The organism is Oceaniferula marina, assembly GCF_013391475.1.
Lineage (GTDB): Bacteria > Verrucomicrobiota > Verrucomicrobiia > Verrucomicrobiales > Akkermansiaceae > Oceaniferula > Oceaniferula marina.
The window spans coordinates 634,046-647,603 of the sequence record NZ_JACBAZ010000001.1 but is presented as its reverse complement, the minus strand read 5'-3'; the positions used below and the strand labels follow the sequence as shown (position 1 = coordinate 647,603).

General features: G+C 53.6%; 11 protein-coding genes. 5 read left to right on the top strand and 6 right to left on the bottom strand.

The features are described 5' to 3' along the window. Together HW115_RS02630 and HW115_RS02625 are read right to left on the bottom strand one after the other, a co-directional pair. Complete coding sequence (locus tag HW115_RS02630) at window positions 1-1,569, bottom strand: TIGR03790 family protein (protein WP_178931016.1); 1,569 nt, start codon at window positions 1,567-1,569, stop codon at window positions 1-3. Between the two features lie 33 nt (window positions 1,570-1,602). Then, a complete protein-coding gene (locus tag HW115_RS02625) occupies window positions 1,603-2,427 on the bottom strand; it encodes an MBL fold metallo-hydrolase (RefSeq protein WP_227021227.1) in 825 nt (274 codons plus the stop codon). Between the two features lie 157 nt (window positions 2,428-2,584). Between HW115_RS02625 and recN the strand changes: the two genes are divergently transcribed. After that, complete coding sequence (gene recN / locus HW115_RS02620; RefSeq protein ID WP_178931014.1) at window positions 2,585-4,228, top strand: DNA repair protein RecN; 1,644 nt, start codon at window positions 2,585-2,587, stop codon at window positions 4,226-4,228. 346 nt (window positions 4,229-4,574) lie between these two features. Here recN and HW115_RS20160 read toward each other — a convergent pair whose 3' ends face one another. Continuing rightward, on the bottom strand, window positions 4,575-4,679 hold the full coding sequence (locus HW115_RS20160) for an AURKAIP1/COX24 domain-containing protein (RefSeq protein ID WP_343219691.1): 105 nt from the start codon (window positions 4,677-4,679) through the stop codon (window positions 4,575-4,577). Between the two features lie 73 nt (window positions 4,680-4,752). Beyond that, window positions 4,753-5,628 carry an ATP phosphoribosyltransferase gene (gene hisG / locus HW115_RS02615; protein WP_178931013.1) on the bottom strand — a complete coding sequence of 292 codons (876 nt, stop codon included), beginning with the start codon at window positions 5,626-5,628 and terminating at the stop codon, window positions 4,753-4,755. A 174-nt stretch (window positions 5,629-5,802) separates the two neighbouring features. Between hisG and tkt the strand changes: the two genes are divergently transcribed. From tkt to HW115_RS02600, 3 genes are all read left to right on the top strand, one after another. Further along, window positions 5,803-7,785: a transketolase gene (tkt, locus tag HW115_RS02610; protein ID WP_178931012.1), complete on the top strand. Its 1,983-nt coding sequence runs from the start codon at window positions 5,803-5,805 to the stop codon at window positions 7,783-7,785. Window positions 7,786-7,829: 44 nt separating this feature from the next. Then, window positions 7,830-9,488 carry a ribose 5-phosphate isomerase B gene (rpiB, locus tag HW115_RS02605; protein WP_178931011.1) on the top strand — a complete coding sequence of 553 codons (1,659 nt, stop codon included), beginning with the start codon at window positions 7,830-7,832 and terminating at the stop codon, window positions 9,486-9,488. A 100-nt stretch (window positions 9,489-9,588) separates the two neighbouring features. Next, a complete protein-coding gene (locus tag HW115_RS02600) occupies window positions 9,589-10,413 on the top strand; it encodes a hypothetical protein (RefSeq protein WP_178931010.1) in 825 nt (274 codons plus the stop codon). A 12-nt stretch (window positions 10,414-10,425) separates the two neighbouring features. Here HW115_RS02600 and ftsY read toward each other — a convergent pair whose 3' ends face one another. After that, window positions 10,426-11,277 (bottom strand): signal recognition particle-docking protein FtsY, encoded by an 852-nt coding sequence (gene ftsY / locus HW115_RS02595; protein ID WP_178931009.1) that lies wholly within the window; start codon window positions 11,275-11,277, stop codon window positions 10,426-10,428. A 119-nt stretch (window positions 11,278-11,396) separates the two neighbouring features. Between ftsY and HW115_RS02590 the strand changes: the two genes are divergently transcribed. Next, a complete protein-coding gene (locus tag HW115_RS02590; protein ID WP_178931008.1) occupies window positions 11,397-12,167 on the top strand; it encodes an endonuclease/exonuclease/phosphatase family protein in 771 nt (256 codons plus the stop codon). Between the two features lie 200 nt (window positions 12,168-12,367). Here HW115_RS02590 and eboE read toward each other — a convergent pair whose 3' ends face one another. Further along, window positions 12,368-13,558, bottom strand: coding sequence for a metabolite traffic protein EboE (gene eboE, locus HW115_RS02585; protein WP_178931007.1), 1,191 nt, complete (start codon window positions 13,556-13,558; stop codon window positions 12,368-12,370).

Here is a 13,558-nt window from a genome sequence, read left to right as displayed (position 1 = left end):
TCAAGGTTTTGCTGCGTTCGCTTTTTGTTGTGCGGGTGGCGGCGGAGGAGGGTCGAGGATGTTGAGCAGGGCGGTGACGGATTGGCTTTCCGGAATTTGCGGAATGATGAGTTTGGCTTTTTTCAGAGTTTCGATGGCCAGCACTTTGTTGCCTGATTGACGGTGGATGTCAGCGGTGTAGATCCATTGCCGGAGCCGATCAGCGCTGAGCATGTGTTTTTTACTCGCGGTTTGGAAAAAGGCGATAGCGACCTCGTTTTGTTTCTGTTCGCGGTGCCAGAGGCCGAGGTATTCGTAGAGTGTCGCATTGCCGAGCTCCGCCGCCTTGGTCCGCAGTTTTTTCACCATGGTTTCGGGCTTGTCTTTCCAGATTTGATTGGCCATCCGGATCGCGCGATAGTCGCGGTCGAAATCATCTTTTTCTCCTCCTCCTTCGAAGTGGATGAAGGGGCGGTAAAGTGGGTCGCCGAGCACAAGCGCTTGCCATGAGAGTGCTGGATTGGCCATGTAGGCAGCCTCGACCAGTGAGTAGCCTTTGAGCAGGCGGTCATGGAAGATGTCGAGATGATGGGTCAGGTGAAGGTAGGGTTCGTAGACGTTGCCTACGGTGGCTGCTGCGCCCTTTTCGAGAATAGGTCCGGTCCAGCGGCTTTTGGCATTGCGCAAATGGGAGGCGCTGTAGGAGTGCAGGTGAACGGCGACGGCTCCCCGGCGGAAGTTGAAGTGCGGGTTGAGGAGGGGGCCATTGAAGTTGGTGGTATACCAACCATAGTAGATGGCGGCGTCACTCATCGGGTAGTTGGTGGTGAAGGTCTGTTTATTTCGGTCGATGGCTGTGGGGATGCCGACTTGGCGGTTTAATTTGCCGATGTTTTCCATCCATTGATCGCCGGCGACATAGCCACCACCTTTTTTTGCGAGGTCAATGTAGGCCATTCCCCAGAGTCCTCGTTTTTCGGTGGCGGCTGCATCACTGATCAGGCGCTTGCAGAGTTTATAGCTGGGGCCATCGATGCGGCCAACGAGCAGGAGAAAGGGAAGCTTGGCTTCGCTGATGGACGATTCTTTTTTAAAGTAGGGGTTGTTGATCGGCCCGAGTGTTGGCAGATCGTGCACGCCGACCATCGCCAGTTCGGAATCGACAGCGGCCTCATTGGCCTGGGCGAAATGCTTGGGAAGCTTGCTTTCTCCGGTTTGCTTCACCGCTTGACGTTTGATCTTGAAGGGGACTCCACGCATACTGACCAGCGTGGTAATCTTGCTTTGGCCGGGAAGGATTTTGCCCTCCTTGGTTTTTGCCATTTTCCACCAGCCGCGGGAGACGAATAGCGCCCGGATCGGGTCGCGCAGGCTGCTGTTGTATTCCTCGCGGGTGATTTCATCTTTGCTGGAGAGTTCCAGCCCTACAAGGTTGGATCGTGGGATGTTGCGGGCTTTGGCATAGTGACGGGCCAAGGCTTCAGATTCAGGGATCTGGTTGTTATAGAGAATGGCGACAGACTCAGGTGCAATCGGCTTGGCCGTCAAAATACTGCAGCCGAGAAGGAAGAGGAGGGGGATGGTTTTCATGCTTGTTAGGAAATGGGAGTGGGCGATCATTGATTATGAGAGGTGCTGGGCCGTTGCCGATGTGTCCTGGCTGTTGAAGTGGATACGCAAGCCATCGTAGGCGAAATGCGCATTGGCCGGCAGGTCCTTTTCAGTTTGGTTGATCTTGAGTTCGTGCGAGAGGTGGGTGAGATAGATTTGCCCGGCTCCGAGCTCTTCTGCGGTATCCAGAGCTTCGGTGAAGTTCATGTGGGTCGCGTGTTCTCGATGGTGGAGGCCATCGACGATAAGCAGTGGGATGTTTTCGAGCAGATGCCAGCTGCTGTCCGGGATATGTTTGACGTCTGGCAGGTAAGCTGCGGACGGACAGCCAGGGTAATCGAAGCGGTATCCTTGGGTTTCGACCGAACCGTGCACGACGGGGACGGGCGTGACGGTTAGTTTGTTGAGCTGGAACGGTCCTGAGGTGATGCGAGGATCCGGTTTGACGTAGCCTTTGTAGGTATTGCTGGGGAGAAATGCCCATTGGAACATACGTTGAATTTCATCGAGACACGCTTTGGATCCGTAGAGGGGGAGTGGTTCGTCACGGTGCCAGCAAAAGGCTCGAAGTTCATCGAACCCGGTGATGTGGTCGAGGTGCGCGTGGGTGTAGAGCACGGAATCCACACGGGTGAGAGATTCGCGCAGTGCTTGCTCCCGGAGGTCCGGCCCGGTATCCACAAGGATGGATTGCTCAGGTGTCTGCAGGTGGATAGACGAGCGGGTTCGGGTGAGTTTGGGGTCGTCCGAGGTGCAGACAGGGCAGCGACAGCCAATGACCGGAACGCCGGTGGATGTGCTGGTTCCTAGAAAGGTGAGAATGATATCGGGATTCAAGGTGCTGAGAGACTGGCACAGTTCCATTCACAGGGCAAAAGCTAATGTGGACATCCTGAAGAGGTGGGGCAGCGGTAAAAAAAAAGATGGCGGATTAGTCCGGGCACTATTGATTTGGGCCGATGATTAGGCTAGAAGCTGCACAGCTTTTTGTAGGATGCTTAGTTTACTTAAAATCAAAAACCTCGCCTTGGTTGATTCGCTTGTCTGGCAGCTTGACCATGGATTGGTCGGCGTGACCGGAGAAACAGGTGCTGGAAAGTCAGTGATTGTCGGAGCTCTTAAGCTGGTTCTCGGTGAACGGGCGGATAAGTCGTTGATCAGGACCGGGGAGTCAACCTGTACGGTGGAAGCTGTCTTTGATTTGCCTAATGCTCCGCTGGTGAATGCGATTCTCGAGGACTCCGGATTGGATGTCTGCGATGATGGTCAACTGATCATCCGACGTGTGATCGGGCAATCGTCCAACAAGCAGTTTGTGAACAACAGCCCGGCCACCCTCGGGGTGCTGAAAGCTGTCGGAGAATACCTGGTGGATTTACATGGTCCTCACGATCATCAAGGGCTGCTCTCGGTAGATCGGCAGCTTGCAATGCTCGATGCCTATGCGGGAGTTGACCCCGCTGAATATCAGAGCTCCTGGAGAGCCTGGCGTGAAAGGATCGACGCGCTCGAGGTGTTTCAGACTCAGGGGATGGCTGGGGAGCGTGAACTGGATTTGCTCCGTCATCAACTGGCCGAGATTGATGCTGCGGCTCCGAATCCGTCCGAGGAGGAGGATTTGGAAAACCTCTATCGGAGGGCGTCCAATAGCTCCCATTTGTTGGAATTGGCATCCGGAGCAGCTTCGATGATTTCCGGGGCCGAGGACTCGCTGCTTGAACGCATGGGGCAACTACAGCGCCAATGCCGGGATCTGGAAAAGCTGGACCCTGGATTGCGTGAACATCTTGAAAGTGTGGATCGGTCCGCCATGGAACTGCAGGAGATGGAAGTGGCTCTACGCGACTACCTTGTCGACTTGAATACGGATCCTGAGGAATTACTCCGACTCGAAGAAAGGATCAATACCCTCGAAACCTTGAAGCGTAAGTATGGGCCAAGTTTGGATGATGTGCTTTTGTTTCATCAGGAAATTGCCCAGCGGCTCGATTCGGTGGAGAACCGGTCAGAGCGGCTGAAGGAACTGGAGGATGAGGTGGCGTCGGCACGTGAGGCCTTGGATCGTGCCGGACTGACGATGAGTGAGTCCCGCCGAAAAGCTGCTCCCCGTTTGGCTAAGGAGATTGCAACGCATTTGAAAGAGTTAGGTTTTAAACAGGCCGCTTTTGATGTGCAGTTGGTCGCCAATAAAGAACCGGAATCATGTGGCTTGGAGTCGGTGGAGTTCGGGTTTGGTCCCAACCCAGGTGAGCCGATGAAACCATTGCGCCAGATTGCTTCCAGCGGCGAAATTTCCAGAGTGATGCTTTCCGTGAAGAGTGCCTTGGCTAAGCAGGATGCCACTCCCTTGATGGTGTTCGATGAAATTGATGCCAACGTTGGGGGTGAGATTGCCCGTGCCGTAGGCGAAAAAATGGCCCGACTCGGTGAACGTCACCAGGTGGTTGCCATCACGCATTTTCCTCAGGTTGCTGCAATGGCGTCCCGCCACTTTGTGGTGAGTAAGGACGTCGAAGGTGACCGAACTTTCTCCCGACTCGAAGAAGTTGATGGTGAAGGGCGCATCGATGAAATGGTCAGGATGTTAGGCGGTGGAGGTGGCGAGGTTCGCGCCATGGCCGAGAGCTTGCTTGCGTGAGATCGTCGTGAGCCATTTTTGCTGATGGCTTAACGGAAGTATTGAACTAGTACCACTCCGCAAAACAGACGAGACGATTGATCGTTGTTGAGCTATGTGGAAAAGCACTGTGTGATCCATGAGAGTTCCGGATGAATGACTCCTTTGGCTTTGTTTCTCCTTAGTCATGGTGCCTGCACCATTCCTTCGTCGCGCCTTACCAAAGAACTCATTCATCTCGGCTATCGTCCCGTCTGTTTACTGCTTGGTATTAAAAGGGAGGAAAAATGTACGGACAAAAAGGGATACCGCGCGAGGCGGCATCCCTTTCTGCAGTCGTTGTAAGACAAGCGGGAAGCTCGTCTTACTAGGACTTGTAACGAAGGCGCTTCTTATGACGATTTGCCTTCATGCGCTTTTTGCGCTTATGCTTGGTGATTTTCGTCTTACGACGTTTTTTTAGACTTCCCATAGTTCTATTGGTGGTTGTTTCGTTTGGGTTGGTCAGCGGTTGCTGGAGATTCGTGTTTGTCCTGAGTTTATTCTCACGGGACGATTTTCGTGAGGGGGTATTCGATGATGCCTTCGGCTCCGAGTTCCTTCAGATCCGGGATCAGGTGGCGGGCCACCTTGTCCTCAATGATGGTTTCGATGGCGACCCAGCCGTCCTCGGCGAGGCGTGCGATCGTCGGGCGACGCAGAGAAGGTAGTTTCTCAATGACTTCCTGCAAGGATTTTTCCGGAAGGTTCATTTTCAAGCCCACTTTTCCGCGTGCTTCGAGAGCTGCTTTAACCATCAGCACCATACGGTCCATTTTGGCTTTTTTCCACTCGTCGGAGTAGGCTTGTTTTGAGCTGTAGAAGTGGGGGAATGAGGTTAACAGGGTATCGACGATCCGCAGGTTGTTGGCTCGGATCGAGGATCCGGTTTCCGTGACGTCGACGATTGCGTCCACGAGGTCGGGCACTTTGACTTCGGTAGCACCCCAGGAATATTCCACATGGGCGTTGACGCCGTTGTGTTTGAGGTAATTCTGGGTGATTTCAACCCCTTCGGTCGCGATGCGTTTGCCTTCGAGGTCCTGCACGCTTTGAATCGGAGAGTCTTCGGGAACAACGAGCACCCACTTGGTTGGGCGGACGGTTGCTCGTGAGTAGGGGAGTTCGGCGAGGTCGACGAGGTTTTCTTCATGGGCGGATGCCCAGTCGTAACCAGTGATACCACAGTCGATAAATCCTTCAGCCATGTAGCGGCCGATTTCCTGAGCTCGGATCAAGTAGATATCGAGTTCGCCATCATTGGAGTTTGGTCGTAGTCCGCGGTCGGACATATAGACGTTGAATCCGGCCTGCTCCAGGAGTTGAATCGTAGGATTCTGGAGTGAGCCTTTTGGAAGTGCGATTTTAAGTTTCTGAGACATGGTATGATTCGGTGTCTGCGGGCGGCTTGTTTAGCTTCAAAATGGCAGGAATCAACGCGAAACTTTCTATTTCTGGAATAAATATGTCAAAATTTATCAATATCGCGGATTTTAGGGGATTTGACGTGTTTCATGCTTGCGGGATAGGCCTCGGATGTGGATTCTTCGCGCGACATGAATCAGCACATTCTCGCTCAAGCAGCCAATGAGGCCCGGGGCCTCGCTATCGACGCAGTTAACGCCTGTTCCTCGGGTCATTTGGGACTCCCTTTGGGGTGTGCCGAGATCGGGGCTGTGCTTTTTGGTGGGTCGCTTCGATATCAAGCGGATGCCCCAAAATGGTTGAACCGTGATCGCCTGATTTTATCGGCCGGGCACGGATCGATGTTTCTCTATAGTTGGCTTCACTTGGCGGGATACGCTGTGGGGATTGATGACGTCAAAGCGTTTCGAAAGTTGCACAGCATCACACCGGGTCACCCCGAGTTTGAGGAAACCCCGGGAGTGGAAGCCACAACCGGACCGCTGGGGCAGGGTGTTGCCAATGCCGTGGGATACGCGATGAGTGGCAAGGCTGCTGCCGCAAAATACAATACTTCAGAACACACGATTTTTGACCACCATGTGTTTGGACTGCTCGGTGACGGTTGCCTTCAGGAGGGTGTAGCTCGCGAGGCGATTGCCTATGCCGGCCACAATCGCCTCGATAATCTGGTTTTAATTTACGATAGCAACGATGTGACACTCGATGCGATGGCTGATGTGACGCAAAGCGAGGACGCTGAAGCGTATTTCACATCCCAAGGGTGGGACGCCGTGACGATCGACGGCCACAACCTTGAACAAATTGCATCCAGCCTGGCCCAGGCCAAGGCTGACGACAATGGTCGCCCGAAGGTGATCATTGCCAAGACGGAAATCGGCCGGGGGATCCCGGAGGTTGCCGGGACGGCCAAGGGACATGGTGAGGGTGGTGCGAATTTTGCTGAAACGGCCCGGGCCGGACTCGGCTTGCCCGAGCAGACGTTTTATGTTTCTGACGAAGTGAAAGCCTTTTTTGCTGACCATCAGGCAGCGTTGGTTTCGGATTTTGATGCATGGAATGGAACCTACTCCGCATGGAAAGAGGCGAATCCAGCATTGGCCGCTGAACTGGCCGATGGCATTTCCGGTGCTGTTCCGAGTGATTTGCTTGACCGGATTCCCGAATTTGCGAGCGACTACAACGGAGCAACCCGGGCATCAGGAGGTGAGGTGATTCAGTCGGTGGCTGCCGCCATGCCCAACCTATTGACAGGTTCTGCTGATCTTTATGGATCGACCAAGAACTACATCAAGGATGGTGGTGATTTTGGGGCGGATGACTTTACCGGACGCAATATCTGGTTCGGTATCCGTGAACACGCGATGGCCGCCATGTGTAACGGGATTGCTTACGATGGATTGTTCCGGATTTCCTGTGCCACGTTTGCGGTATTTGCCGATTACCTTCGCCCGTCGGTGCGGGTGGCCGCCTTGGCCAAGTTGCCTGTGACGTATATTCTGACCCATGATTCAGTTGGTGTCGGTGAAGATGGTCCGACTCACCAACCGGTTGAGACCGTCAGTGGACTGCGGGTGATCCCCGGTCTTGATGTGTTCCGACCGGCTGATGCCGAGGAAACCGCCGGTGCCTGGTCGGCATCGATGCACCGGACGGATGGTCCGAGTGCCTTGTTCCTGACTCGTCAAAACGTACCTATTTACAGTGAGACTCCCGTCGAAACCCGGCGCGAGGGGGCTTATTACGGTGCTTATGTGCTTAAGCAAGAGCAGGGAGCATTGGAAACGATCATTCTTGCCAGTGGCTCGGAAGTGGCCCACGCCATGGCTGCAGCCGAAGAGCTGGGCGCAGGCGTCCGTGTGGTATCGGTTCCTTGCATGGAGCGGTTTGACCGCCAGAGTGAGGAATACAAGCTGAGTGTGCTGCCGGCATCATGCACACGCCGGGTGGCTATCGAAGCCGGAGTCAGCGGGCTGTGGTGGAAATACGTCGGCTGCGGCGGCAAGGTGCTCGGAATCGATCGCTTTGGTATGTCTGCACCTGGAGATACCGTTATGCAACAACTTGGAATGACGTCCGCCGATGTGGTGGCCGCAGTCAATGATCTGGCCTAAGTGATTAGGCTAACTGTCCAGAAACAAAACAACAAACACAGACAATGAATATTGCTATTGGAGCCGATCACGGAGGCGTGGGATTGAAACACGCTATTGTTCAGCATTTGGAAACATCCGGAATCTCGGTTCAGGATTTTGGCACAAACAGCACGGATTCCGTGGATTATGCCGACTATGCCAACGAGGTAGGGCGAGGCGTCAGCAGCGGACGTTATGACCGTGGCATCCTTATTTGCCGGTCTGGCATCGGGATGTGCATGGCCGTGAACCGTTATCAACATATCCGTGGCGCCAATGTGCGGGATGTCAATGAAGCCGAGGTTACGCGTCAACATAACGATGCCAATGTCATCTGTCTCGGTGCCGATCATTTGAGTAATGACGATGCTATCGCCATGGTCGATGCTTTTTTAAAGACGGAATATGAGGGGGGACGTCACGATGCCCGTCTGACTAAGGCATCCGGTAGCCGCTTGGCATTGACCGATCCCGAGTTGTTTTCAGCCATGCAGGCCGAGGAGCAGCGCCAAAACCAGAATATCGAATTGATCGCTTCTGAAAACTTCACCAGTGGAGCTGTTATGGAAGCTCAGGGGAGTTTGCTGACCAATAAATATGCCGAGGGATACCCCGGTCGCCGCTGGTATGGTGGCTGTGAGTTTGTGGATGTGGCCGAGCAGCTGGCGATTGACCGGGTGAAGGAAATCTTCGGTGCCGATCACGCCAATGTGCAGCCCCATTCGGGCTCCCAGGCGAATACCGCTGTGTATTTCTCCGTTCTCAAGCCGGGGGATAAGATCCTGACGATGGATCTGGCTCACGGTGGTCACCTGACTCACGGACACAAGGCGAACTTTTCCGGTAAGTTTTACGAGGTGACCCACTATGGCGTCAGTGAAGAGGACGAAACCATCGATTATGATGCGCTGGAAAAAGTGGCCGAAGAGGTGCAACCCGCATTGATCACCACTGGAGCTTCGGCCTATCCTCGTGAGATCGATTTCGAGCGCATGGGGCAGATTGCCAAGAAGGTAGGAGCCTACCTCTTTGTTGATATGGCACACATTGCCGGCTTGGTTGCCGCAGGTGAGCACCCGAACCCCGTGCCACACGCCGATTTTGTGACCTCGACGACTCACAAGTCACTCCGAGGACCACGTGGTGGTATCATTCTCTGTAAGCAGGAATACGCCAAGAAGATCGATAGCACGGTCTTCCCGGGTATCCAGGGCGGTCCATTGATGCACGTGATTGCAGCCAAGGCTGCTTGTTTCGGGGAGATCCTGACTGGAGACTTCAAGGCATATTCCCAGCAAGTGATTGCCAATGCCAAGGCCATGGCCGCCCGATTGGCTGAGCACGGCTACCGGATTGTTTCCGGCGGTACGGACAACCACCTGATGCTTGTTGACCTGCGTCCTGCAGGAATGGACGGGTCTATTGCCCAGCACGCTCTGGACGAGTCCGGGATCACGGTGAACAAGAACTCAATTCCTTTTGATACGGCTGGCCCATTCAAACCCAGTGGTATTCGGATTGGAACCCCGGCTGTAACCACTCGCGGAATGAAAGAATCGGATGTTGAGCAAGTCGCCGACTTCATTCACGAGGCATTGCAAAACCACGCGGATGATGCGAAATTGGCATCGATTCGCGAGCGGGTCTACGCCTTCAACCGGAGTTTTCCATTGCCCAAGTAAGGGCTCCTCATTGAGCAGGAGAACCTCTGCTCTGTTTCAACCATTTCAACAGGACTTATGCGATTCATAGGTCCTGTTTTTTATCAAAAAACTCCCCGACATGATGAAAGCTGCATTTGAACGATTACTCAATTCTCTCGAACGTCGATTCGGATCCTGGGCCGTGTCTGGCTTGATCCGATATATGGCGGTCGCCTTCTTTGGAGTCTATCTGTTAGGATCTGTGATTCCCAATCTGGGGTCGACCTTGAACTTCGATTGGGAGCGTATTCTTGCCGGTGAAATCTGGAGGCCCTTCACCTTTATTTTGGCCTCGCAGGTGGGCAGTATGAATCCGATCGGGATCCTGTTTGCCTTTTTTGGCATGATGATCATGTTTATGTTCAGTGATGGACTTGAGGAGCAATGGGGGGTCTTTAGGACCAACTTGTATGTTCTCTGGGGATGGTTTTCAGCCTTGTTGGGAGCTGTGCTCATGCAATTGTTTGGTGGGCAAACCCCACCTATGCCGGGGATTTATCTCGGAATGTCGATCTTCTTTGCCTTTTCGACCTACAACCCTCGATGCACGATTATGTTGTTTCTGGTGATTCCAGTGCATATCTGGATTCTTGCGGTAATTACCGGTGCTTTGCTGATTGTCTCCTTGCCAGCCCACGGGGTCGGGGCCTTGTTTATTCTTTTCAGCTTGTCGAATTATCTTCTGGTGGCCGTTCCGATGCGTATTGGGCAAAGCAAGCAGCAGCGTTCAGGTATCAGGCGCCGGAAGCAGTTTGCAACTTCGGGTATCCCAGAAACCCAGGCATTTAATACCTGTGCGGTATGCGGGGCGACCGAACACTCACATCCGGATACCGATTTCCGTGTGGGTGAGGATGGCAACGATTATTGCCTGGAGCATCTGCCCAAAAAGGATACCCCTTGATGCTGACTGAGACTAAAAGATACCTTCGACAAATTCCTGTTTGTTGAAGGCTTTGAATTGTGAGGCTTCTTCACCCAAGCCTATGAAGCGGGTGGGGATCTTAAGCTCTTGTTGAATCACCACAGCGATGCCGCCTTTTCCTGAACCGTCGAGTTTGGTGACAATCAAGCCGTCGAGGGGAATGGCTTTGTTGAACTCCCTGGCCTGGGCCAGAGCATTCCCTCCAGTGGTGGCGTCGACAACGAGTAGTCGATGGTGGGGCGCATGCTCGTCTTGTTTGCCGATGGTGCGCTCGATTTTTTCAAGTTCCTGCATCAGGTTGTGGCGGGTGTGGATCCGGCCGGCGGTATCACAGATGAGGAACTGGGTGCCGTCGTTGATCGCCTTTTGATGGGCCGTGTAACAGACGGACGCCGGGTCGGCATTGGGAGCTCCCTTGATAACGGGAACCCCGAGTCGATCCGCCCAGACGCAAAGCTGCTCGACGGCTGCAGCCCGGAAGGTGTCTGCAGCGGCTAGGCTGACAGAATACCCTTGGTTCTTCAGTAACCAGGCCAGTTTGGCCGAGGAGGTGGTCTTGCCAGTGCCATTGACACCTACGACTAGAATGACAGTGGGTGATCCATCGGCCCGAGGCGTGAAGGCAGGCAGATCTTCAGGAAGAATCCCTGCAATGTGCTGTTTACACACGCTGATCACGTCGTCAGCTGAGATTTTCCGGCCCATCTCCCTGAGGTCGTCGACGATCGCCATGGTCGTGCGGGCTCCTAGGTCGGCCCCAATCAGATCGGCTTCGAGTTCATCCCAGTCGATCTCGGCCTTGTTGGTGACCTTGTTGAAGAGCTTTTTGAAAAATCCTGCCATGGCGAAAGGGATTTAACGGTGCCGCAAAGGATTCGCAAGAGTTTTGATTCGCGGATGTCAGATTTCCCTCCTGTGAAATTCAGTGATTGATAAGGGTGATGTGTGCCGTATATCTGATCATGAAGAAGTTGATTGCCTTGAGCGCCGTTGTGGCTATGTGCTTGATCGGAACCAGTCTGGCGGATGCCTTGAAGGTGGTTTCGTATAATATCCACCATGCACAGGGGATGGATGGAAAACTGGATTTGGGCAGAATCGCCAATGTAATGAGCAAGTATCAACCGGATTTTATTGCTTTGCAGGAAGTGGACCAGCGGGTATCGCGCAGCGGGAAAGTGGACCAAGCCTCCGAGTTGGCCAAGCAATTGGGGATGACTCCGGTCTTTGGCAAATGCATTGATCTAGGTGGTGGTGCGTATGGGAATGCGGTGTTATCCAAGCACCCGGTTGTAGAGACCAAGGTGCATCGCTTGCCCGGTAAGGGGGAACAGCGAGTGGCCTTGGAGGTGATCGCCGAAGTGCAGGGGCGTAAGCTCTCCTTCGTCAGTGTCCACCTCGACCATCAGTCGGAAGCCACTCGTCTGGAGCAGGTGGCTGCACTGCAGCGTATTCTTTCGGAGCAGAAGCATCCGGTGATGGTGATGGGGGATTTGAATGCTCAGCCGGGATCTGAAACCATGAAGCAATTGGCGGGCTCATGGAAGGTTGTGGCAAAACAAGGCAGCGCTTTGACTTATCCTGCTAACCAACCAAAAATTGAAATCGATTATTTGTTACTCGCCGGATGGGACGAGGAACAAGCGAATAAGGTGATTCTCAAAGTCGGGGATGAAGCTCAGGCCTCAGATCACCGACCCTTATTCGGCGAGGTTCCTTGGAAAAAGGAATGATGTAAGGGTTCCCAACTTCCCGAACTTCCGAACTTCCGAACTACTTCGACTACCCGACTACCCGACTACCCGACTACCCGACTACCCGACTACCCGACTACCCGACTACCCGACTACCCGACTACCCGACTACCCGACTACCCGACTACCCGACTACCCGACTTCCCGACTTCCCGACTTCCCGACTTCCCAATGTGTGCTTATTGGTCGAGCACCCATGCGTATTCATTTCCGATTTGTTGTTCGACCGGGATTTGTAGATCCTCAGGTAAGACTCCCCAGGTATAGGTTTCGATTTCGAAATGGTTACAAATTCCGGGGTGCTGCTTGCAATAGGCCAGTGTTTGTTTGGCGTGATCCTGGGTTGAGCCAAGAGGTTGCTCAGGGGCGCTGTAAAGCGGGATATGGAAATGACAGCGTCCATCTGCGGCGTTGGCAAGCATGTCAGGTGATGCTGCCAATGCCTCAAAGAACTCGGGAATGTCCCTGAAGCGCAGGGTCGATTGGTCTTCGTTTTGGATCAAGATCTGGTGAAGATAAGTCGCCTCGTCGAATGTGCGGATTTCATTCAGGGCCGTGGCTGATGTGGGATCGAAAGCCAGGGCACTTGAGATATGAATTTTTGAAATTCGGATGTCAGCATGCTCGAACGCGGAGAGTGAATGTTCGGCATCTTCAAATTCAAGGGCAAAATGGCAGGTGTCGTAGTTGACTCCTATTCTTCGTTGGAGGCAATCGGTTTCAAGGTCCCGTTCCTCAGCCCAAGCTTGGAATCGTGAGAAAAAGGCGAGGGTTTCCCCGGTGTTTTCGAAGTGGCCCAGTGGTTCGGGTTCGAGACCGAGATGAAAGTCCTTACCGTAGTCTTCTGATAGAGCGTCGAGAAACCGGGCCGTTGCGTAGAGATTGCAGAACATCAAATGTTCATCCGCTTTGAACTCTTTGAATGATCCGGGCAGGGTGGAAACCGATCCGTCGATGTCGTCTGCTAAGAGTTCGGCCAGAATGATGAATAACTTCGCGGTGTATTCGAGTCGCTCAACCTGAGTCCAGTCAGGTTGATAGACCTGTTCCTTCACCCGGGTATGATGAAAATCGCCATAGGGAAAGCCGTTGATGGTGAAGATGTAACAGTTCTCTTGTTCCAGCCAGGCTTTGAATACTCTCAACGGTTCGGGGATGCCTTCGTTGTTGAAGGTCAGCAATTCATCGGCGGCCTGAGCAGAGAGCCTTAGTCCGATGGCGTAGGCGTCACCCTCTGAGCGATTGCCTTCTCGGCTCAGACGCTCCCTCACTTTAAGCGTGTGGGTTTTCAGGGCGGTAAACGTTTCAGCCCAGCTTTCTGCAGGGTGAATATTGGTGCAATACGCCAGATGGGCATCGTGAAACTTCAT

Bases quoted from the DNA above. Each gene is read 5' to 3' on its own strand.
- recN (WP_178931014.1), top strand. From the start codon at position 2,585: ATGCTTAGTTTACTTAAAATCAAAAACCTCGCCTTGGTTGATTCGCTT.
- tkt (WP_178931012.1), top strand. From the start codon at position 5,803: ATGAATCAGCACATTCTCGCTCAAGCAGCCAATGAGGCCCGGGGCCTC.
- ftsY (WP_178931009.1), bottom strand. From the start codon at position 11,277: ATGGCAGGATTTTTCAAAAAGCTCTTCAACAAGGTCACCAACAAGGCC.
- rpiB (WP_178931011.1), top strand. From the start codon at position 7,830: ATGAATATTGCTATTGGAGCCGATCACGGAGGCGTGGGATTGAAACAC.
- hisG (WP_178931013.1), bottom strand. From the start codon at position 5,628: ATGTCTCAGAAACTTAAAATCGCACTTCCAAAAGGCTCACTCCAGAAT.
- HW115_RS02590 (WP_178931008.1), top strand. From the start codon at position 11,397: ATGAAGAAGTTGATTGCCTTGAGCGCCGTTGTGGCTATGTGCTTGATC.
- eboE (WP_178931007.1), bottom strand. From the start codon at position 13,558: ATGAAGTTTCACGATGCCCATCTGGCGTATTGCACCAATATTCACCCT.
- HW115_RS02600 (WP_178931010.1), top strand. From the start codon at position 9,589: ATGATGAAAGCTGCATTTGAACGATTACTCAATTCTCTCGAACGTCGA.
- HW115_RS20160 (WP_343219691.1), bottom strand. From the start codon at position 4,679: ATGGGAAGTCTAAAAAAACGTCGTAAGACGAAAATCACCAAGCATAAG.
- HW115_RS02630 (WP_178931016.1), bottom strand. From the start codon at position 1,569: ATGAAAACCATCCCCCTCCTCTTCCTTCTCGGCTGCAGTATTTTGACG.